This is a genomic window from Phycicoccus sp. CSK15P-2 (assembly GCF_016888005.1).
In the GTDB taxonomy this organism is placed as follows: Bacteria; Actinomycetota; Actinomycetes; order Actinomycetales; family Dermatophilaceae; genus Phycicoccus.
On sequence record NZ_JAFDVE010000006.1, the window covers coordinates 13,040 to 31,799 of the forward strand.

An 18,760-nucleotide genomic window follows, 5' to 3' on the forward strand; every position below is an offset into this window, starting at 1 on the left:
GCGAGACCGCCCGGCGGATGAGGAGAGAGCCATGTCGTTCGAGATCGACCCCTCTCGGGTCCGCGGGGTCTGGGCCGACGGGGTCGGGGAGGGCCGCGAGCAACTCGCCGGGTCGCAGGGCGACCGCGACACCGCCCGCGGCCAGAGCCTCGAGGACCTCGCCGGCCCAATGGGCGCGGCGGCCGACGTCCTCGACGGCGTGACCGCCACGGCGCTGGCCGTCGTCGACGAGCTCGGCGAGGCGATGCTGGCCTGCCTCGCCACCTACGAGGCCACCGACGGCGCGTCGGCCAGCTCCTTCCCGGCACTGACGATGCCCGGGCAGGTGCCCTGATGGGCTGGCGCGACGTCGTCGGGGACCTCTGGGGCGAGGCGACGGATCTCGTCGAGGACGGCGTCGACCTCGCAGACGACGCGTGGGACGGCGTGACCGACCTTGCGGACGACGCGTGGGACGGCGTGACCGACCTCGCGGACGACGCGAACGCCTGGGCCATGGACCGCGTGCGAGGCGCGGCGAGCGGGCTGCAGGGTGCGCTCGCCGACCTCCAGTCGATCGGGTGGGGCGACCCGCGGGTCGTCATCCCCCGGATCGTGCAGGCGGCGCAGGGCGCCTGGGAACGCTCCACCGAGCCGCCCGGCCCGACCGGGGCGTCCATCCGGGACGCCGCATCCGGATGGATCGCCGTCCGCAAGCGCTTCGAGGCGGCGTCCGGCGAGGTCGAGGCGACCGCCTCGGGGCTCGGGCCGGGGGTCTGGGAGGGGCCTGCCGGCGGCACCGCCACCGGCTCCCTGCACGCCCTCGCCACCCGCCTCGACAGCGTGACGATCGCGTGCCGCTCCGTGGCCGACAGCCTCGACCGGTGCGCCGACGAGGTCGACACTGCCCGGGCGGAGTGGGAGACGGCCCGGGGTGGGCTCACCTCCCTCCTCACGCCGACCGTGACCTTCCTCGACGACCTCAGCGGGGTCGACGTGTGGGGCCCACGCGCGCAAGGCATCGAGAACGTCGTGGGACTCATCGGCTCCTACGACCGGGCCGGTGAGGCGATGGAGCAGTGCGCGCAGGAGATCGCCATCGCCCTCGACGGTATCCAGCTCCCCGACCACCTCGCGCCCGGGCTCGGCGCCGTGGAGCAGGCGAACGTCACGTCCGTCGGCATCGACCTCGACGGTGACGGCGTGGCCGACCTCGCCGGCGACGACACCGGCCCGCTGCGGGGTGACACCGCCCAGCGGGCTGCCGCCGCGCTTGCCGCCATGAGCCAGGACGAGCGCGCCGCGGCCGAGGCTCTGCTCGACGAGGCCGGCAGCAGCGAGCGTGAGGCCTGGCTGCTGGCCGCGGTGGCGTCGGGCCTCACCGGAGCGGCACTCACCCGGTATGCCCGCGGCCTCGCCGGCCTCTCGGACGCCGAAGTGGCACGCCTCGACCCGGCGAATCACGAGGCGACCTTCGTCCAGCCGGACCAGACGACCTGCGGCTCGTCGACCCTCGTCATGGCCAAGATGCTCAACGACCCGGCGTACCTGATGTACGTCATGACCGGCGAGGACGCCCGTGGTGCCGACGGGCACTTCGGAGACTCCGCGGACACCCCCGAGGACCGCTTCGCCGCCGAGGCGCTCGCGATGCACGACCGGACGAACACGTGGTGGCCGGAGTTCTTCGGCACGTTCCCGTCGTCGGCCTCGGACGAGATGAGCGGCTCCGCCGGGGTCCCCGGCACGTCGTACGGCACCCGCATCGTCGACCCGGGCGACCCGCTCAGCACCTACGACGACGTCGTGCGCGCCGTCGATGCCGGCCACTCCGTGCCGATGTACTCCTACGGCATCGCCGAGGGCGACAGCTGGGGCAGCACCGGCAGCCACGTCACCCTCGCGGTCGGCACCGAGGGTGGCGACGTGGTCGTCTACAACCCGGCCGACGGCACCTACCGGACACTCACACCCGAGCAGTGGACCGAGAGCGACACCCGCGACGCCCTGAGCTGGCGCACCCCGATGACCGTCGCCCTCCCCACGGGCTCGTGATGCTCAGACCCCCCGCCGCCGCGGCACTCGCGGCGACCGTCGCCCTCAGCCTGGGCGGATGCTCACCGGCTCCCGGCGGCGCGTCCTACCCGGACCAGGACGACCTGCGCGCCGCCCGGGCCGCATGGACCGACCCCTGGCTCGCGCTCGACACCGACACCACCACCCCGGCGCCCGGGCCCGTCGAAGGCGTCGTCCGGCAGGTCGTCGGCTCGCGGGAGTGGGAGGTGCCCGCCGGTGGCGACTCCCGGGCGGCCGAGCTCGAGGCGGCGGAGGCGGCTGGATGGTCGACGGCCGCGGGCTGCCCGACCTCCGGCGACGGGGCGACGACCGTGCTCACGAGGTCCGCGGAGCCGGACACGCTCCTCGCCGCCCTCGAGGTGCTGCCCGGCGACGCCACCCATCCCACGAAGGTCACCGTCACGGCGTTCGCCCGGCACCACCTCGTGCCCGACTGGCCACCGCCCGGCTGTGACGGCTCCCCGAGCGGCCGGCTCGACGGCGCCGCCCGGGACGACATCCCGGCCGTCGACGTGCCCTCGTTCCCCGAGGGCGACGACCCGGCCGGCCTCGACGACGCCGCAGGGGCGCTCGGCGCCGACCCACTGCTGCAGCGTGTCGGCCTGGCCCTCGACCGCACCGGTCCCCTGGAGCAGGCGTACCAGCGGGTGCCGGTGGGGACGGCCGAGGTCGCCGACCCGGACCTGGCGGGCGTCGCCCGGCAGGCGGCATCCGACGGCTGGACCCTCACCTTCAGCAGGTGCCGGGACGGCGCGGCCCAGGCGGTCGAGCTGCGGCGTGCGGCCGACGGCGGTGCCGTCGCGGCGCTGCGCCTCACGGCCGTCGCCGTGCCCGGGGGCGGGGCGGGCTCGGTGTCCGCCCGCGCCGTGCTCACCAGGCCGGAGTACGGCGGACCACCGGCGCCCGCGGCAGATGCACCGGTGTCGCCGTGCTGGGAAGGCGCCGAGCCCCCGGCCGGCGGCGCCACCGGCACCCCATGGTTCGCACCGACGCTCGCCGTCCCGCTGCAGCGCTGACCCGGACGACCGAGCGGCCCACACCTCACAGGAGGTGCGGGCCGCTCGGTCGTGCGGAGCGGGGTGCGCTCAGTGCGGGTCGACGTCGGTGCGGTCGACGCGGGTCCCCGTGTTCGGGTCGACATGGCTCTCGCGGGTCGTCGTCACGCCGCCGGTGCGCCGGTTGCCTGCCTGCATGAGGAAGGACAGGACGATCGCGAGCACACCGCCGATCATGAGGATGACGCCGATCATGCTGAGGCTGATGCCCCCGACGGAGGCCGAGACGGCGAAGAACAGGATCGCACCGAGCACGATCAAGAAGATGCCGAGTCCGATGTACATGGGTTCTCCTCTGACAGGCGGGGGTCGGCGAACTCCTCGACCTTACCCGCGGAGATGCTCGACGTCGAACCTTTGTGCAGAGTGTCTGGGACGGGTTGCCGCAGGTCAGATGATGTCGCCGCCCTGGGCGTTCCGGTTGTGCAGCGCCGCGGCCGTGTTCTCGTCGTAGGGCGCACCAGCCGCCGATGTCTCAGACGAAGGAGCCGGGGTTGAGGATGCCGTCCGGGTCGAGGGCCTGCTTGACCCGGCGGTTGAGGTCCATGACGTCCGCGCCGACCTGGTCCTCGAGGCATTCCTTCTTGAGCCGGCCCACGCCGTGCTCTCCGGTGATCGTCCCGCCGAGCGCGATGGCGGCGTGCATGATCTCGTCGAACGCGAGCCGGGCCCGCCGCTCGGAGTCGGCGTCCGCGGCGTCGTGGACGATCGCCGGATGGGTGTTGCCGTCGCCCGCGTGCGCGACGACCGGGATCTCCACGCCGTGGCGCCGCCCGATGGCCTCGACCCGCGCGAGCAGCTCCGGCAGCTGCGGCACGGGCACGCCGACGTCCTCGGGCAGCACGGCACCCCGCTGCTCGAGCGCCGTGAAGTGCACCCGGCGGGCCCGGACGAACATCTCGCCCTCCTCGGGGTCGTCCGTGGCGACCACGTCCTCGGCGCCGGCCAGCTCGCAGGCCGCCACGACGGCGGCGACCTCGTCCTCGCGTGCCGCGCCCGGGGCGTCGGTCTGCACGATGAGGAGGGCGCCGGCGTCGCGGTCCAGGCCCATCGGCCGGAAGTCCTCGACCGCGTTGATGGACGCCTGGTCCATGAGCTCGACCATCGACGCCCGTACCGTCCGACCGAGCTCGACGACTGCTGCAGCGGCGGCCGCGACCGTCGGGAAGAGCGCGACGACCGTGGACGCGGGCTGCTGCGCGGGCACGAGACGCAGCACGGCCCTCGTGACGACGCCGAGGGTCCCCTCCGAGCCGACGAACAGCTTGAGCAGCGAGAGCCCCGCGACGTCCTTGACCCGCTTCCCACCGAGCGTGACGAGCGTGCCGTCGGCGAGCACGACGTCCATCCCGAGGACGTAGTCGGCCGTCACGCCGTACTTGACGCAGCACAGGCCGCCGGCGTTCGTCGCGATGTTGCCGCCGATCGAGGAGATCTCGAACGAGCTCGGGTCCGGTGGGTACCAGAGCCCCTCGGCCGCAGCCGCCTTCTTCACGTCGACGTTCAACGCGCCGGGCTCGACCACCGCCACGCGGGCCGCGGTGTCGATCTCGACGGCGGTCATCCGCTCCAGGCTCAGGGTGACGCAGCCGTCGACGGCCATCGAGCCACCCGAGAGGGACGTCCCCGCGCCGCGCGGGACGACGCCGACACCGTGCCGGGTGGCCCAGCGCAGGGTCTCCTGGACGTGCTCGGCCGTCTCGGCCCGCACGGCGGCGCGCGGGGTGCCGGCTCCGGCGTCGTGCGTCCAGTCGTGGCGGTACTTCTCGAGAGCCGCGGCATCGGTGGTCACGACCCCCTCGGGCAGCGCGGCCACGAGCTCCTCGACGACGTCGTCCATCCCCGTACTCTCGCACGGTCGGCATCTCCAGCACGGCTGTGAGGAACAGCCGCGGACCGTCGAAGCCGTTCGGTCGACGTCCTCCGTACGCGGAGCACTGTCGTACGCGAGAGGTATCGTGAGTCCAGGAGGTGCAGCCATGGCAAAGGGACAGCACGTAGTGCCGTCGGGCGACGGTTGGGCGGTACGCAAGGCTGGTTCCGAGCGTGCGAGCGGGACCTACACGACGCAGAAGGAAGCCGTCTCCAAGGCCCGTCAAATTGCGAAGAACCAGCGGACGGAGCTTTACATCCACGGCAAGGACGGCAAGATCCGCGAGCGGAGCTCGTTCGGGAACGACCCACATCCTCCCAAGAGGTAGTCGATGGCGGGCGGGGGGCAGTTCGACGACAGCGTCTTCATCAACTGTCCGTTCGACCCAGAGTTTCGGCCGATCCTCGAGGCGATCCTCTTCTGTGTGCTCGACTGTGGCCTTCAGCCTCGGTTGTCCAGCGAGCGCCTCGACAGCGGGGAAGTCCGCCTCTCGAAGATCGTCGAGCTGATGAAGGAGTGCCGCTACTCGATCCATGATCTCAGTCGGGTGCAAGCCACCAAGAAGGGCGAGCACGCGCGTCTCAACATGCCCTTCGAGCTGGGCGTCGACTACGGCCTGGCCCTTGCCGGCACGCCGCCCCTTTCGTCCAAGCAACTGTTGGTGATCGCCGAGCAGCGGTATGAGTACCAGGTAGCGCTGTCGGACATCGCCGGCTGGGACATCCGGGCCCACGACGACGACTTCGAGCAGGCGATCAAGGAGGTCCGCCACTGGCTCGCGGCCAACAACCTGACGACTTCGTCTGCGAGTCGCATCGTCGGGAGGTACTTGGGATACCAGGAGTGGGATTACGAGCGATTGCTCGATGCGGGGTGGAGCGACGACGACATCCAAGAGCGACAGACACCTGAACTGCTCCAGGCCATGCGGGACTGGGTGGACGCCGGCCGACCGCTTTCACACCCTTAGCCGGACCGCCTTCCGCCGACGCGTTCGCGTGGCGATCCGTGCGATCAACAGCCGCCCCTGACGGGTCAGAGCCGGCGGTCGGCGAGGACGGGAAAGGCGTCGCGGTACTCGGCGGTGGCGGCGAGGTCGACGTCGACGGACAGGACCGTCTCGTCGGTGTGCGCGGCCTCGGCGAGGACCTCGCCCGTGGCCGAGACGACCTGGCTGTGGCCACCCATGGGGGTCCGGGCGTGGGTGCCGCCGGTGTTGCCCTGGACGACGACGCACTGGTTCTCGACGGCCCGCGCGCGTCCGAGCAGCGTCCAGTGCCCGACCCGGGCCAGCGGCCACGCGGCCGGGACGACGAGCAGCTCCGTGCCGGCCTCCTGCTGGCGGCGGTAGAGCTCGGGGAAGCGGAGGTCGTAGCACGTCGACAGGCCGGTGCGGACCACGCCGCCGGCGCCGTCGGGGAGGTCGACGACCACGACGTCCTCGCCCGCCTCCATGAGCTTCGGCTCGCCGTTGCCGAAGCCGAAGCGGTGCACCTTGCGGTAGACGGCGAGGCGGGTTCCGTCGGCCGCGAGGACGAGCGAGGTGTTCGCGAGGTCGTTGCCGTCCGGCCCGGGCTCCGGCAGCCGCTCGACGAACGAGCCGGCGTGCAGCGTGCCCCCGACGGCCCGGGCGGCGTCCGTCATCGCCGCGGCCCACGGACCGTCGAGGGGCTGGGCCTCGGCGTCCCACCGGCGGTAGTCGAAGCCCGTGGGGGCCCAGAGCTCGGGCAGGACGACGAGGTCGTGCCCGGCCAGCCCGGCGACGAGGGCCGCGACCCGCTCGACCCGCGCGGCGAACGGCTCCTCGTCGTCGTAGGCCAGCTGGACGACGGCGATGCGCATGCCCCCATCCTCGCAGCCGCCGGGCCGGCGGGTCAGCGGCCCTCGCGCTCCAGCCGCCGGGCCTCCTCGCGCAGCCGGCCCAGGTGCGCGTTGTACGCCTCGAGCTCGGCGTCGCCGTCCCGGTCCGCCTGCCGGTCGCGCCGCGCGGTCTCCCGGGTGTCGCTGCGGAACCACTGCACCGCGACGACGACGGCGAGCACGAGGGTCGGCGCCTCGCCGATGCCCCAGGCGATCTCGCCTGCGGTGTGCTGGTCGGCCAGCGGGTCCGGCCCCCAGGGCAGGTTGAGCGTCGTGAAGAAGTCCGGCGCGAGCAGGCTCTGCGAGCCGGTGAGCGCCACCCCGAAGAACGCATGGAACGACACCGTCGCGAAGAGGATGACGAGCAGCGCCAGCGGGGACCAGCGCCGCACCCCCGGGTCGACCCCGATCATCACCCACACGAACAGGTACCCGGTGAGCATGAAGTGGGCCATCATCAGCAGGTGCCCGGTGTGGGTCGTGAGCGCCAGGTCGAACAGCCCGGTGTAGTAGAACGCCGCGAGGCTGAAGAAGAACAGGGACGCCGCGAGCACCGGGTTGGACAGCACCCGCATCGCCCGCGAGTGCACCACCTCGAGCAGCACCTCGCGCGGCCCCCACGTCCGGTCCTGACGCGCCGGCAGGGACCGGAGGGCCAGCGTCACCGGCGCGGCCGGCACGAGGAGCAGCGGGACGGCCATCGCGACCGCCATGTGCATGACCATGTGCGCGCTGAACAGCACCCGGCCCCAGATGCCCGGCGCACCGCATGTGGACCACACGAACAGCGCCCACCCGAGCACCCACAGGACGACGCGCAGCACCGGCCAGGCGTCGCCCCGACGCCACAGCCGCACGGCCCCGAGGACGTACAGGACGGAGGCGAGCACCGCGACCGCGATGAACAGCCAGTCCGGCCGGAACGCCGTGAGCCAGTCGGCGGACGAGACCGGGCCGGGGTCGGGGTAGCCGGTGAGCTCGAGGACCCGGCTCGGGTCGGGCACGGAGTCCGGGACGGGCGGCACGCTCCGCGCGAGGATCGCCGCCCAGCCCGTCGCCGCCCCCATGAGGGCGATCTCCCCGATGGCCAGCCGGGCGAACAGCCGGCCGTCACCGGGGTCCTTCGCGAGCCGTTCCACGATGACCTGCCGCTGCCGCCAGCCCAGCAGGGCCAGCAGGACCAGCGCCCCCACCTTGAGCTGGACGACGACGCCGTAGGCCGTGGCCAGCCCGTCCCGCGACCCGAGCCGGATGGCCGCCTGGAGCACGCCGGAGACCGCGACGAGGACGAAGGACCATGTCGCGAGGGTGGAGAACCGCGCGACGGCCGGGCCGAGGTCCTTGCCGAGCCGGGGCCGCAGGACGACCAGCGCGACGAGACCGCCGACCCAGACGGTCACCCCGAGGAGGTGCACGGCCAGGCCGTTGACGGCGTCCTCGTGGCTGGCCGACCCGGCGGCGTGCCCGGTGAGCGCCTGGACGACCACCCCGAACAGCGCCACGGCGGCGAGCCACGCCATCGCCGCCCGGCCCTGCGCGAGGCGGGCGCCCACGGCCACGACGAGCGCGGCGAGGAGGGTGATCGTCAGGACGCGGGTGGTCTCCAGCGTCCACACGAACGAGACGAGCTGGTCGAGCAGCCCCGGCTCGGTGAGGGGGGTGCCGGCGAGGTCGGCGAAGGTGAGGACGACCTGGAGCGCCGCGGCCGCCACCCAGCCGAGCCCGACCGTCCCCGCGAGGCGGGAGGCCTCGACCCGCCGGTCGGTACGCGCCCGCTCGGGCACGACGAAGGCCGCCATGAGGAGCAGCCCCACCACGGTGACCGCGGCCAGCGTGGCCACGGCGTCGACCACCGGCACGCCCCAGCGGACGAGGGGGCCCGGGTCGGCGAGGGCCAGCGGGGCGACGGCACCGGTGACGAGGGCGGCCGGCGCGAGGGCGAGGAGGGCGGCACCGACGGCGACGACGAGGGGCCGTCCAGGGTCGATGCGCTCCGAGCCGGCCATGCGTCCAGCGTAGGTACTGTGGCGGCATGTCGCTGCACCCCCCGGCACCGTCCACCTACCCCGAGACGGTCGACGCGTGGGCCCAGACGGTACGGGCCGTGGCCGACCTGGGGCGCACGATGCGCCCCGGTGACGCCGGGCTCGCCACCGACTGCCCCGGGTGGACGGTGCTCGACCAGCTCGCGCACGTCGCGAGCGCCGAAGCGGGTCTGGCGGGCGAGCGGGCGCCGGACGTCGACGTCAGCGGGTACGCGCACGTGCACGGGGAGTTCGCCACCTGGATCGAGCGGCTGCTCGAGGCCCGCCGAGGCCGAGACCTCGAGGACCTCCTGGACGAGATCGAGTGGCGGCTCGACGAGCGGCTCGGGGTGTACCGGGCCGACGGGGCCACCGGGGAGGAGCCGGCCCAGGGCCCGTTCGGCCCGACGACCCTCGCCGACCTCGTCGCCATCCGGACCTTCGACGTCTGGATGCACGAGCAGGACGTCCGCGAGGCCCTGGGGCGCCCCGGCGGGCTCGACACCGCGGCCGCCGCGCTGAGCGTCGACGTCCTGTTCCGGCAGCTGGGGAAGATCGTCGCGCGGACGGCCGGGATCGGGCCGGGGAACGCCGTCGTCCTCGACCTCACCGGCCCCACCGTCGGGCGGGCCGGCGTGCGCGTGGAGGAGCAGGACGGCCGGGCCGTCGGGGTTCCGCTGTTCACCGGCGACTCCGAGGAGCACCCCGACGTCGTCACCACGTCGCTGTCTATGTCCACGAGCGTCGCGATGCGCCTCGCAGGAGGGCGACGGCGCCCCGAGGACCTCCCCGTCACGGTGTCTGGCGACGACGACGTCGCCCGCCGTGTCCTGGCGGCCCTCTCGATCACCCCCTGACGCCCCGCTCCCCGACCGTCCACCCCCGCGAAGAGACCCATGACCACCTTCACGACCTCGACCCGCTCCGACGCCACCGTCTCCGCCTCGCCCGCCGAGGTCTGGACCGCGCTGACCGACCCGGACGTCGTGGCCCGCCTCACCCCGTTCCTCTCGCGCGTCGAGGAGCGCGGGGAGCACTGGGTGTGGGAGATGACGAAGGTGCCGGTGCTCGGCTCGAGCTTCTCTTTCGTCTTCACCGAGCGGATGACCTTCGACGAGCCGACCCGCATCGAGTTCACCCACGACCCCGCGGCCGGGGCGTCCCACGAGTCCGCCGGGGTCGAGGGGTGGTACGCCCTCGACGGCCGCGGCGAGCACACGCACCTCGAGACCGCGATGTCCATCTGCGTCGACCTGCCGTTCCCCGGCATGGTGCGGCCGGCCGTCACGGCCGCGATGAAGGGCGTCGTGACCCTCATGGGCCAGCGGTTCTCGCAGAACCTCCTGAGGCACCTCGGCGCGAGCACCGTCTGAGGGACGGGGCCGGGGGGTGGGACCCGGCGTCGTCCGCCGTCGATTTGCTTGCTTGTAGCAAGCAGTTGTACGCTACAAGCAAATGACGGAAGGAGGGCGTGCGATGGTCGGCAACGACGTGTCCACCCCGGAGGCCACCCTCGGCGACGAGCTCGTCCGGGTCTTCAAGCTGATGGGGGTCGCCCGCCAGCGGATGCCTCGACACCACCCACAGGTCGACCCGATGGCCTACCCCCTGCTCCACCACCTGCACCGCGGCCCCCTGCGGGTCTCGGCCCTGGCCGACGCCGTCCACGCCGACGTGTCCACCATCAGCCGCCAGGTGAGCACCCTCGTCGACCTCGGGTTCGTCACCCGGGGCCCCGACCCGGACGACGGCCGCGCCCAGGTCCTCTCCGCCACCGAGGAGGGCGCCGCCCTCCTCCGCGCGATCCGGGAGGGCCGCGAACGCTGGCTCCGGTCCCTCCTCTCCGACTGGTCCGAGGACGACGTGCGGTCCTTCACGGTGCATCTCGTACGACTCGCCGACGACCTCGAGACATCTCTCTCCGACCCGGACAGGCAGACCCCATGACCGACTCCCCCCAGCACACCGTCCCGGGTGCGCCGTCGCTCCACGCCGCGCAGCCCTCCACGGGCCGGCACCCGGCGAGCGACCCCGCCGACGGCCCCCTCTCCCACCGCCAGATCCTCCTGATCATCGCGGGCCTGATGATGGGGATGTTCCTCGCGGCGCTCGACCAGACGATCGTCGCGACGTCCATCCGCACCATCGCCGACGACCTCCACGGCCTCGACCAGCAGGCCTGGGCCACGACCGCGTACCTCATCACCGCCACCATCGTCACGCCGCTGTACGGCAAGCTCGGCGACATCTACGGACGCAAGAACCTCTTCGTCCTCGCGATCTCGATCTTCATCGTCGGCTCGGCGCTGTCGTCCTTCGCCGGCTCGATGTACGGGCTCGCGGCGTTCCGGGCCGTGCAGGGCCTCGGCGCCGGCGGCCTGATGTCCCTGGCGCTCGCGATCATCGGCGACATCGTGCCGCCGCGGGAGCGGGCCAAGTACCAGGGCTACTTCCTCGCCGTGTTCGGTACGTCGAGTGTCGCCGGGCCGGTCATCGGCGGCTTCTTCGCAGGCGCCGACAGCATCCTCGGCATCACCGGATGGCGGTGGGTGTTCCTCGTCAACGTGCCGATCGGGCTCGCCGCCCTCGTCGTCGTCACCCGTACCCTGCACCTCAGCCACCGGCGGCTCGACCACCGCATCGACTGGCTCGGGGCCACGCTGCTGTCCGCGACCCTCGTACCGCTGCTCGTCATCCTCGAGCAGGGCCGCGAGTGGGGATGGACCTCGGGGCGCGCCTGGGTCGCCTACGCCGTCTCCGCGGTGGCTGCCGTCGCCTTCGTCCGGCAGGAGACCCGGATGAAGGAGGAGGCGATCCTGCCGCTGCGGATCTTCCGCAACCGGACGGTCGGCGTCGCCTCGGCGGCCTCGGTCGTCATCGGCGTCGCGATGTTCGGCGGGCTCGCCGCGCTGCCGCTCTACCTCCAGATCGTCAAGGGCGCGACGCCCACCCAGGCCGGCCTCCAGCTCATCCCGCTCGTCGCCGGCATCATGGTCGGCTCCGTGGCATCGGGACAGATCATCTCCCGGACCGGTCGCTACCGGCTCTTCCCGATCATCGGCTCGGCGCTGCTCGTGGTCGGCCTGTTCGCCTTCCACTTCGTCCGGTACGACACCCCGCTGTGGCAGACGATGGTCGTCATGGTCGTGTTCGGCACCGGCCTCGGCTTCAACTTCCAGCCGCTCACCCTGGCGGTCCAGAACGCGGTCCCGGCACAGCAGATCGGCGTGGCGACCTCGACGGCGACGACGACCCGCCAGCTCGGCGGGACGATCGGCACCGCGGTGTTCCTCTCCATCCTGTTCTCGGCGGTCCCGGAGCGGATCACCGCTGCGTTGGAGCGCACTGCCCCCACCCCGGAGTTCCGGCAGGCGGTGGCCGAGGGCCTGCGGGCCCCGGCCGGGTCGGTGGACCACCAGGTGGCCTCCGCGATGCAGCAGGCAGCCGCAGGTGGGGACGCCGGAGCGGCCGCCGCGAGCGGGGTCCTGTCGGACTCCTCGTTCCTCTCCCAGCTCGACCCGACGCTCGCGAAACCGTTCCTCGTCGGCTTCTCGGAGGCCATGGACCTCGTGTTCCTCGTCGGGGCAGGAGTCATGCTCATCGGATTCTTGGTCATGACTTTCCTCCCGAACGTCGAGCTGAGGTCGAGTTCGGCTTACAGTGAGCGCGCCGGGGCACACGACGCCACCGAGCCGGCGGCCGCCGGGTGAGGTGACGCATCACCGGCACGTCCGGTCATGTCCGGTCGAGCAAAGGAGGGCCGGTCCCGCATCGCGGGACCGGCCCTCCGGTGTGTGCCCCGACGTGCACGCCCCCGGTGTATGTGTCGAGACACGGCCTCGGCGGCTGCTCAGACCTCGACGGGGACGCGGCGTGCGTCCTCCGCCCGCTCGAGTGCGCGGTAGCGCACGGCGACGATGCCCACGGCCACCAGCCCGGCGACCACCGGGACACCGTAGGCGCGCTGCGGACCCAGCCACTCGACCGCCCATCCGCCCACGACCGAGCCGGCGGAGATCCCGACGAGGATGCCGGTGACGGCCACGGCCATGCTCTCGGTCATCATCGCCCGGGGCACGAGCCGCTGGCACAGCGACAGCGCGGTGATGAGCATCGGCGCCGTGGCGGAGCCCGCGAGGAGCATGACGAGCGCCAGCTGCCAGGTCTCCGCCACGAGCAGGGCCGGCGCCTCGAGGACGGCCATCCCCGCCGCGGCGAGCAGCAGCCGCCGGGTGAGGGTCGATCGCATGACCCGGCTGCCCATGACGACGCCCGAGACCGTCGAGCCCACGGCGAACAGGCCGAGGACGAGACTCGCCCGCTCCTTGTGGCCGTCGGCCTCGGCGAACGCGACGGCGACGACCTCGTTGGCCCCGAAGATCACGCCCGTGAGCACCAGCGTCCCCGCGACGACGGCGAGGCCGGGCCACCGGATGGCCAGGCCGGTGGGCCGGTCGGCGAGGGGGACCACCGGCGGCTCTGTGGCGGTCGACGACAGGAAGACGACGGCGCCCACCGTGAAGAGCACCTGGGCCAGGACGAGCCCGGCCTCGGGGAACCACAGCGTCGGGACGAGCACCGCGAGCACCGGCCCCACGACGAAGGACGCCTCGTCCGCGACCTGCTCGAAGGACATCGCCGTGTGCAGCCGGTCCGGGTCGTCGCGGAAGATGTGCGCCCACCGGGCGCGGGACATCGGGCTGGGCTCGGGCAGGAACGCGCTGACGCCGTAGAGCACGAAGATCGTCCAGACCGGCGCACCGAGCCAGGAGGCGACGGCCACGGAGAGGCCGGTGACCGACGAGAGCAGCACGAACGGCAGGGCGACGCGTCGTTGGCCGTGCTTGTCGATGAACCGGCCGAGCACCGGACCGGCGACGGCCAGGACGGCCAAACCGACTGCCGAGACGCCCCCGGCCAGTGCGTACGAGCCGTGCCGCTCGCTGACCATGACGACGACCGAGACTCCGAACATCGCCCCACCGACCCGTGAGAACGCGGTTCCGGCGACGAAGCGGCGCGCTCCGGGGACCTGGAAGAGCGGCGCGTAGGCGGACAGCACGGTGACCTCGGACGGGACGGCCACCACCTGGCACGGCGGTGGGGCATGGGGAAGAACGGGAGCCTTCCATCCTCTCACCGGGGAGGTCCGGGCGGCGAACCGGTTTCGGGGGCCGAAGGGTTTCCGGCAGGCCAGCGGTTTCGGGGCCGCGGGGTTCGGGCGAATCACCGGCTTCGGGGGGCCGAGGTGGTTTCGGGCGGCGAACCGGTTCGAGGGCGCTGCCCGGTGCGGCCCGAGGATTCGTCACCCGGCTCCGGGAGAGCCTGGCTTCGTGAGCGGGGACACCCCCTGATCCTGGCCTGTGCTCTGCTTCTCCTGGCGAAGCAGAGCACAGGGTCGGGGGAGGGGTGCTGACCGCTCGCAGGGCCGGCGTCGACGAGTGCCCCGGCAGGGGAGCGAGGGAGCCACGGCCCGGGGGGGGGGGGGGGGAAGGAGCCACTGTCTCCGGGGGCCGGGGACGTCCGCCCCTGAGGAACCGGCACCTCGGCGGCCTCGGGCGACCGGGGGCGTCGCTGGCCCGGTCCTCAGCGGAAGGCGGACTCGCCGGTGAGGGCCTGGCCGATCACGAGCGTGTGCATCTCGACCGTGCCCTCGTACGTGAGGACCGACTCGAGGTTGTTCGCGTGCCGCATCACCGGGTACTCGCCGCTGACGCCGTTGCCGCCGAGGACGGTGCGCGCCGTGCGGCAGATCTCGATGGCCTTGCTGACGTTGTTGTACTTGCCCACCGACACCTGCTCCGGCCGCAGCCCGACGTCGTCCTTGCGGCGGCCCAAGTGCAGCGCGAGCAGCCGGCCGAGCTGGAGCTCGGTGGACATCTGCGCCAGCTTCGCCTGGGTCAGCTGGAAGCCACCGATCGGCCGGTCGAACTGGATGCGCTCGGTCGAGTAGCGCCGGGCCGCCTCGAGCGCCGTCCGCGCCGCGCCGAGGCATCCCCAGATGATGCCGAAGCGCGCCTCGGTGAGGCAGCCGAGCGGCCCGCGCAGCCCGTGGACCTCGGGCAGCACGGCGTCCGCCGGCAGCCGCACACCGGAGAGGGACAGCTCGGCCGTGACCGACGCCCGCAGCGACATCTTGTTCTTGATCTCGTGCGCCTCGAAGCCCGGGGTGTCCGTGGGGACGACGAACCCGCGGATGCCGCCGTGCTCCTCGCCGGCGTTCGCCCAGACGACCGCGACATCGGCGATCGTGCCGTTCGTGATCCACAGCTTGCCGCCGTCGAGCACCCAGTCCTCACCGTCCCTGCGGGCCCTCGTCCGCATCGAGGCGGGGTCGGAGCCGTGGTCGGGCTCGGTGAGGCCGAAGCAGCCGATGGCCTCCCCCGCGGCCAGCCGGGGCAGCCACTCCTGCTTCTGCTCCTCGCTGCCGTAGGCGTGGATCGCGTACATCGCGAGGCTGCCCTGGACCGACACGAGCGAGCGGATGCCGGAGTCGCTCGCCTCGAGCTCGAGACAGGCCAGACCGTAGTCGACCGACGACATCCCCGCGCAGCCGTAGCCCTCGAGGTGCATGCCGAGCAGGCCGACCTTGCCGAACTCCTGCGCGAGCTCGCGCGCGACCGGGAGCTCGCCCTTCTCGTACCACTGCACGATGTGCGGCTCGACGAGGTCGTCGCAGACCTGCCGCACCGTGGCGCGGATCGCCTTCTCCTCGTCGGTGAGCATCGCGTCGACATCCACGATGTCCAGGGGGTCGGTGGGTCGCTTCGGCATCGTCGACGAGCTCATGCGCCCATCATGCCCCGCGGCCAGCGGTCCGGTCGGGGGGCGGTGAGCACAACCGTCGTCGTGCCCAGGGCCTCACCGCTCCCCCGACACGTCCCGCGAACGTGGGTGAACATTGCGCGGAAGGTGCCAGGTCTTCACCCACGTTCGCGACGAGGGGAGGGCGGGTCAGCGGGCGGAGGCGGCGCCGAGGAGGGCCGCGAGACCGAGGGCGCTGCGTGGGTCGTAGGCGCAGCGCCACAACCCACCGTGCGCCGCGGCCCAGGCCTCGTCCTGCCACGGGTGGTCCTGCGCCGGGGGCCGGGCCATGAGGTCGTGGACGAGCAGCGCCGCCATCAAGGTGTTCGCCGTGCCCGGCTCGAAGACCTCGACCCCGAAGCGGTGCGCCCCGGAGTACGCCGCCGCCAGCGCCCGGTTCTTCACGACCGACCGGGTGCGGGTGGGCGGCGCGACCTTGAACGACACCATGGTGCCGGACGCGCGGGCCGCCGTGGCCCGCCAGCGCTGGACCCGCTTGGCGAGCAGGTAGTTGGGCCCCTGCTGCAGGACGACCGAGTCGTTGACACCAGGGTCGACGCCGGGCACGTAGTTGCGCCGCAGCAGCCGCCCGCCCGACAGCGTGCGCAGGGGCACCCGCAGCACCTTGGAGGTGCGGCGGTGCGCGTAGGAGTCGACCGACGCCTCGACGGCCTCGCTCGGGACGGCGAAGACGTCGGTGGGTGTCGCGAGGAAGGACAGTGCGGTGTCCGAGCGACGGCCGCGTACCGCCTCCGTCAGGGCATCCACCGCGGCGCTGACCCGGACGTTCGTCGCGCCGTCCGCGTAGACGTAGTTGCCGAGGACCAGCGACCCGTCCAGCCCCGCGACCCAGGCGGTGGCCGACGGGAGGTCGTGCAGGAGGTCGACCCCGGCGCGCGCCGCGAGGTCGTCCGAACCCGCCCGCACCGGCAGGAGGAGCCGACCGGCGAGCCCCGAGGTGTCGTCGAGGAGGCGGTGCCACAGGTCGCGTCGCGGAAGGTCGACCCCGGCGACGGTGGCGCCCCATCGCAGGAGCGAGCGCAGCGGCCCCATCTCGGCCGCCGCCCCGAGGACGACGAGGGTCCGGCCCTCGAGCCGCAGCCACTCGGGGTTCTCGAGCACTCGCGTCACGGCCTCGCGCAGGCCGGGCTCCACCACACCGCCCGCGACCCAGGTGTCGAGCTGGCGGCGCAGGTCGTCCCCGGCGAGCCGGTGGCCCCGGTACGGGATGGTGAGCGCGGTGTCGGGCCGCCCCGTGCCGCCGACCGTCTCGGTGCCGACGGTCGCGGGACCGGACGGCTCGGCGACCGCCTCGGCGAGCGGACGGTCGTCGACGCCGTCGGGAGACCACCGCATCCGCTCGTGCACCGACGCCAGCCCGGCCTCGGCGATACTGCGCGCATCGCCGTAGCTGGGCAGCCCGGCCTCCACGAGCCGGCGGAAATGGCCGAGGTAGCCGCTGCGCCAGTTCGTCTCCCGCTGGGCCGCCGTGGCGCCCACCGGGTCGACCGGGCGCAGCGCATCGGCCACCACGGCCCGTCCCGTGGACGACGTCGAGCGCCGCCCGTCGACCTGCGGGAAGACGACCCCGCGCTCACCCGCCACCCGTCAGCCCCAGACCAGCGCGCGGGACGGGTCGGACATCAGCGCCGCGACGTCCGCGAGGAGCCGCGAGCCGAGCTCGCCGTCGACGAGGCGGTGGTCGAAGGACAGCGCGAGCGTCGTGACCCAGCGGGGCTCGATGCGCTCGTCCGCCCCGGTACCGACCACCCACGGCTTCCGGGTCACCGAGCCGAACGCGAGGATGGCCGACTCCCCGGGGTTGAGGATCGGCGTGCCGGCGTCGACCCCGAAGACCCCCACGTTGGTGATCGTGACCGTCCCGCCCGCCATGTCGGCCGGCAGGGTGCGGCCCTCGCGGGCCGTGGCCGTCAGGGCGGCGATGGCGTCGGCGAGCTCGCGCATCGACATCCGGTCGGCGTCCTTGACGTTCGGGACGACGAGCCCGCGTGGCGTGGCCGCGGCGATGCCGAGGTTGACGTAGTGCTTGAGGACGATCTCCTGGGCGTCCTCGTCCCAGCTCGCATTGGCCTCCGGGTTGCGGCGCAGCGCCACACAGAGCGCCTTGGCGAGGACGAGGAGCGGGGTGACCTTGACCCCCGCGAACTCCTTGTCGGCCTTGAGACGCTCGACGAGCTCCATCGTCGCGGTGACGTCGACGGTGACCCACTCGGTGACATGCGGCGCGGTGAACGCCGAGCCGACCATCGCCTGGGCGGTCATCCTCCGCACGCCCTTGACAGGCACGCGGGTCTCGCGGGCGCCGCCGGACGCACTCGGCGCCGGTGCGGCCGTCGCCGCTCCGGCCGCGCCGCCCGACCCGGCGGCGGCCTCGACGTCGTCACGCGTCACGACCCCGCCGTCACCGGACGGCGGCACCGACCCGAGGTCGACGCCGAGGTCCTTGGCGAGCTTGCGCACCGGCGGCTTGGCCAGTGCCCGGCCCCGCTCCTCGGCCGGGCCACCCGCGGCCCTGGGGGCGGTGGGCTCGTGGTGCGGTTCGGGCTGCCGCACGGCGGGGCCGTCGCCGGCCCCACCGTCGAGCGAGGTCTGGACGGACGTGGCCTCGGCCGGGCGCCTGCGCGGTCGGCGGCGGGCCTCGGTCTGCTTGACGCCGTACCCGACGAGCACCGCCGTCCGGCCGGACATCGCCCCGCCCGACTCGCCCTCCGCCGACAGGGCGGCGTCGGCGGCGGGTTCGGCACCGGTCTCGGGATCGGCGACGGCGACGGGCTCGTCCGCCGGCTCCGGCTCCTCGGGCGGCTCCGCCGCGGCGTCCGCGCCGTCGTCGACCGTGATGATCGGGGTGCCGACCTCGACCGTGTCACCCTCGGCGACGAGCAGCTCGCCGACCGTGCCGGCGAAGGGCACGGGCAGCTCGACGAGCGACTTCGCGGTCTCGACCTCCACGACGACGTCGTTGACCTTCACGGTGTCGCCGGGGGCGACGTGCCAGGTGACGATCTCGGCCTCGGTCAGACCCTCGCCGGGGTCGGGGAGCTTGAACTCACGGACAGCCATGGTGCACC

At 73.3% G+C, this 18,760-nt stretch carries 17 protein-coding genes; 9 read left to right on the plus strand and 8 right to left on the minus strand.

Annotated features, from left to right (window positions below; translation table 11 throughout):
• Positions 1 to 31: 31 nt before the first annotated feature.
• The 3 genes from JQN72_RS03680 to JQN72_RS03690 are packed head-to-tail and all read left to right on the plus strand — an operon-like array spanning position 32 to position 3,071.
• Entirely contained in the window at positions 32 to 334 is a 303-nt protein-coding gene (locus JQN72_RS03680) for a hypothetical protein (RefSeq protein ID WP_204133813.1), read from the plus strand.
• Positions 334 to 2,034, plus strand: a complete 1,701-nt coding sequence (locus tag JQN72_RS03685; RefSeq protein WP_204133814.1) for a hypothetical protein — start codon at positions 334 to 336, stop codon at positions 2,032 to 2,034. The genes JQN72_RS03680 and JQN72_RS03685 overlap by 1 nt, the downstream gene beginning before the upstream one ends.
• On the plus strand, positions 2,034 to 3,071 hold the full coding sequence (locus JQN72_RS03690) for a hypothetical protein (RefSeq protein WP_204133815.1): 1,038 nt from the start codon (positions 2,034 to 2,036) through the stop codon (positions 3,069 to 3,071). Before JQN72_RS03685 ends, JQN72_RS03690 begins: the two co-directional genes overlap by 1 nt.
• Positions 3,072 to 3,140: 69 nt before the next feature.
• Here JQN72_RS03690 and JQN72_RS03695 read toward each other — a convergent pair whose 3' ends face one another.
• Positions 3,141 to 3,395 carry a DUF6458 family protein gene (locus tag JQN72_RS03695; protein WP_204133816.1) on the minus strand — a complete coding sequence of 85 codons (255 nt, stop codon included), beginning with the start codon at positions 3,393 to 3,395 and terminating at the stop codon, positions 3,141 to 3,143.
• A 190-nt stretch (positions 3,396 to 3,585) separates the two neighbouring features.
• Complete coding sequence (locus JQN72_RS03700; RefSeq protein ID WP_204133817.1) at positions 3,586 to 4,950, minus strand: FAD-binding oxidoreductase; 1,365 nt, start codon at positions 4,948 to 4,950, stop codon at positions 3,586 to 3,588.
• Between the two features lie 139 nt (positions 4,951 to 5,089).
• On the opposite strand from JQN72_RS03700, the gene JQN72_RS03705 reads away from it, so the two are divergent.
• Positions 5,090 to 5,311, plus strand: a complete 222-nt coding sequence (locus tag JQN72_RS03705) for a DUF2188 domain-containing protein (protein ID WP_204133818.1) — start codon at positions 5,090 to 5,092, stop codon at positions 5,309 to 5,311.
• A gap of 3 nt (positions 5,312 to 5,314) precedes the next feature.
• Positions 5,315 to 5,953: a hypothetical protein gene (locus tag JQN72_RS03710; RefSeq protein WP_204133819.1), complete on the plus strand. Its 639-nt coding sequence runs from the start codon at positions 5,315 to 5,317 to the stop codon at positions 5,951 to 5,953.
• Positions 5,954 to 6,018: 65 nt separating this feature from the next.
• Here the strand turns inward: JQN72_RS03710 and JQN72_RS03715 are convergent, their stop codons facing one another.
• Both JQN72_RS03715 and JQN72_RS03720 read right to left on the minus strand, forming a co-directional pair.
• Entirely contained in the window at positions 6,019 to 6,825 is an 807-nt protein-coding gene (locus JQN72_RS03715; protein ID WP_204133820.1) for a nitrilase-related carbon-nitrogen hydrolase, read from the minus strand.
• Between the two features lie 32 nt (positions 6,826 to 6,857).
• Positions 6,858 to 8,849, minus strand: a complete 1,992-nt coding sequence (locus tag JQN72_RS03720) for a cytochrome c oxidase assembly protein (protein ID WP_204133821.1) — start codon at positions 8,847 to 8,849, stop codon at positions 6,858 to 6,860.
• Between the two features lie 26 nt (positions 8,850 to 8,875).
• Here JQN72_RS03720 and JQN72_RS03725 point away from each other — a divergent pair, with 26 nt between their 5' ends.
• From JQN72_RS03725 to JQN72_RS03740, 4 genes are all read left to right on the plus strand, one after another.
• Positions 8,876 to 9,724 carry a maleylpyruvate isomerase family mycothiol-dependent enzyme gene (locus JQN72_RS03725; RefSeq protein ID WP_204133822.1) on the plus strand — a complete coding sequence of 283 codons (849 nt, stop codon included), beginning with the start codon at positions 8,876 to 8,878 and terminating at the stop codon, positions 9,722 to 9,724.
• Positions 9,725 to 9,763: 39 nt separating this feature from the next.
• On the plus strand, positions 9,764 to 10,240 hold the full coding sequence (locus JQN72_RS03730) for an SRPBCC family protein (RefSeq protein ID WP_204133823.1): 477 nt from the start codon (positions 9,764 to 9,766) through the stop codon (positions 10,238 to 10,240).
• Positions 10,241 to 10,343: 103 nt separating this feature from the next.
• Complete coding sequence (locus tag JQN72_RS03735; protein WP_239100075.1) at positions 10,344 to 10,814, plus strand: MarR family winged helix-turn-helix transcriptional regulator; 471 nt, start codon at positions 10,344 to 10,346, stop codon at positions 10,812 to 10,814.
• Positions 10,811 to 12,577, plus strand: coding sequence for an MDR family MFS transporter (locus tag JQN72_RS03740; RefSeq protein WP_204133824.1), 1,767 nt, complete (start codon positions 10,811 to 10,813; stop codon positions 12,575 to 12,577). Before JQN72_RS03735 ends, JQN72_RS03740 begins: the two co-directional genes overlap by 4 nt.
• 140 nt (positions 12,578 to 12,717) lie before the next feature.
• On the opposite strand, the gene JQN72_RS03745 is transcribed toward JQN72_RS03740, so the two are convergent.
• The 4 genes from JQN72_RS03745 to JQN72_RS03760 form a co-directional block, all read right to left on the minus strand.
• On the minus strand, positions 12,718 to 13,953 hold the full coding sequence (locus tag JQN72_RS03745) for an MFS transporter (RefSeq protein WP_204133825.1): 1,236 nt from the start codon (positions 13,951 to 13,953) through the stop codon (positions 12,718 to 12,720).
• Positions 13,954 to 14,453: 500 nt separating this feature from the next.
• Entirely contained in the window at positions 14,454 to 15,656 is a 1,203-nt protein-coding gene (locus JQN72_RS03750) for an acyl-CoA dehydrogenase family protein (protein ID WP_239100076.1), read from the minus strand.
• 165 nt (positions 15,657 to 15,821) lie between these two features.
• Complete coding sequence (locus JQN72_RS03755) at positions 15,822 to 17,276, minus strand: hypothetical protein (protein ID WP_204133826.1); 1,455 nt, start codon at positions 17,274 to 17,276, stop codon at positions 15,822 to 15,824.
• A 3-nt stretch (positions 17,277 to 17,279) separates the two neighbouring features.
• The gene (locus JQN72_RS03760; RefSeq protein WP_204133827.1) at positions 17,280 to 18,752 is read right to left on the minus strand and encodes a dihydrolipoamide acetyltransferase family protein; all 1,473 of its coding nucleotides are present in this window, start codon (positions 18,750 to 18,752) and stop codon (positions 17,280 to 17,282) included.
• Between the last annotated feature and the right edge of the window lie 8 nt (positions 18,753 to 18,760).

Excerpts from the sequence above, each read along its gene's own strand:
- JQN72_RS03680 (WP_204133813.1), top strand. The coding sequence starts at position 32 with ATGTCGTTCGAGATCGACCCCTCTCGGGTCCGCGGGGTCTGGGCCGAC.
- JQN72_RS03685 (WP_204133814.1), top strand. The coding sequence starts at position 334 with ATGGGCTGGCGCGACGTCGTCGGGGACCTCTGGGGCGAGGCGACGGAT.
- JQN72_RS03690 (WP_204133815.1), top strand. The coding sequence starts at position 2,034 with ATGCTCAGACCCCCCGCCGCCGCGGCACTCGCGGCGACCGTCGCCCTC.
- JQN72_RS03695 (WP_204133816.1), bottom strand. The coding sequence starts at position 3,395 with ATGTACATCGGACTCGGCATCTTCTTGATCGTGCTCGGTGCGATCCTG.
- JQN72_RS03700 (WP_204133817.1), bottom strand. The coding sequence starts at position 4,950 with ATGGACGACGTCGTCGAGGAGCTCGTGGCCGCGCTGCCCGAGGGGGTC.
- JQN72_RS03705 (WP_204133818.1), top strand. The coding sequence starts at position 5,090 with ATGGCAAAGGGACAGCACGTAGTGCCGTCGGGCGACGGTTGGGCGGTA.
- JQN72_RS03710 (WP_204133819.1), top strand. The coding sequence starts at position 5,315 with ATGGCGGGCGGGGGGCAGTTCGACGACAGCGTCTTCATCAACTGTCCG.
- JQN72_RS03715 (WP_204133820.1), bottom strand. The coding sequence starts at position 6,825 with ATGCGCATCGCCGTCGTCCAGCTGGCCTACGACGACGAGGAGCCGTTC.
- JQN72_RS03720 (WP_204133821.1), bottom strand. The coding sequence starts at position 8,849 with ATGGCCGGCTCGGAGCGCATCGACCCTGGACGGCCCCTCGTCGTCGCC.
- JQN72_RS03725 (WP_204133822.1), top strand. The coding sequence starts at position 8,876 with ATGTCGCTGCACCCCCCGGCACCGTCCACCTACCCCGAGACGGTCGAC.
- JQN72_RS03730 (WP_204133823.1), top strand. The coding sequence starts at position 9,764 with ATGACCACCTTCACGACCTCGACCCGCTCCGACGCCACCGTCTCCGCC.
- JQN72_RS03735 (WP_239100075.1), top strand. The coding sequence starts at position 10,344 with ATGGTCGGCAACGACGTGTCCACCCCGGAGGCCACCCTCGGCGACGAG.
- JQN72_RS03740 (WP_204133824.1), top strand. The coding sequence starts at position 10,811 with ATGACCGACTCCCCCCAGCACACCGTCCCGGGTGCGCCGTCGCTCCAC.
- JQN72_RS03750 (WP_239100076.1), bottom strand. The coding sequence starts at position 15,656 with ATGAGCTCGTCGACGATGCCGAAGCGACCCACCGACCCCCTGGACATC.
- JQN72_RS03760 (WP_204133827.1), bottom strand. The coding sequence starts at position 18,752 with ATGGCTGTCCGTGAGTTCAAGCTCCCCGACCCCGGCGAGGGTCTGACC.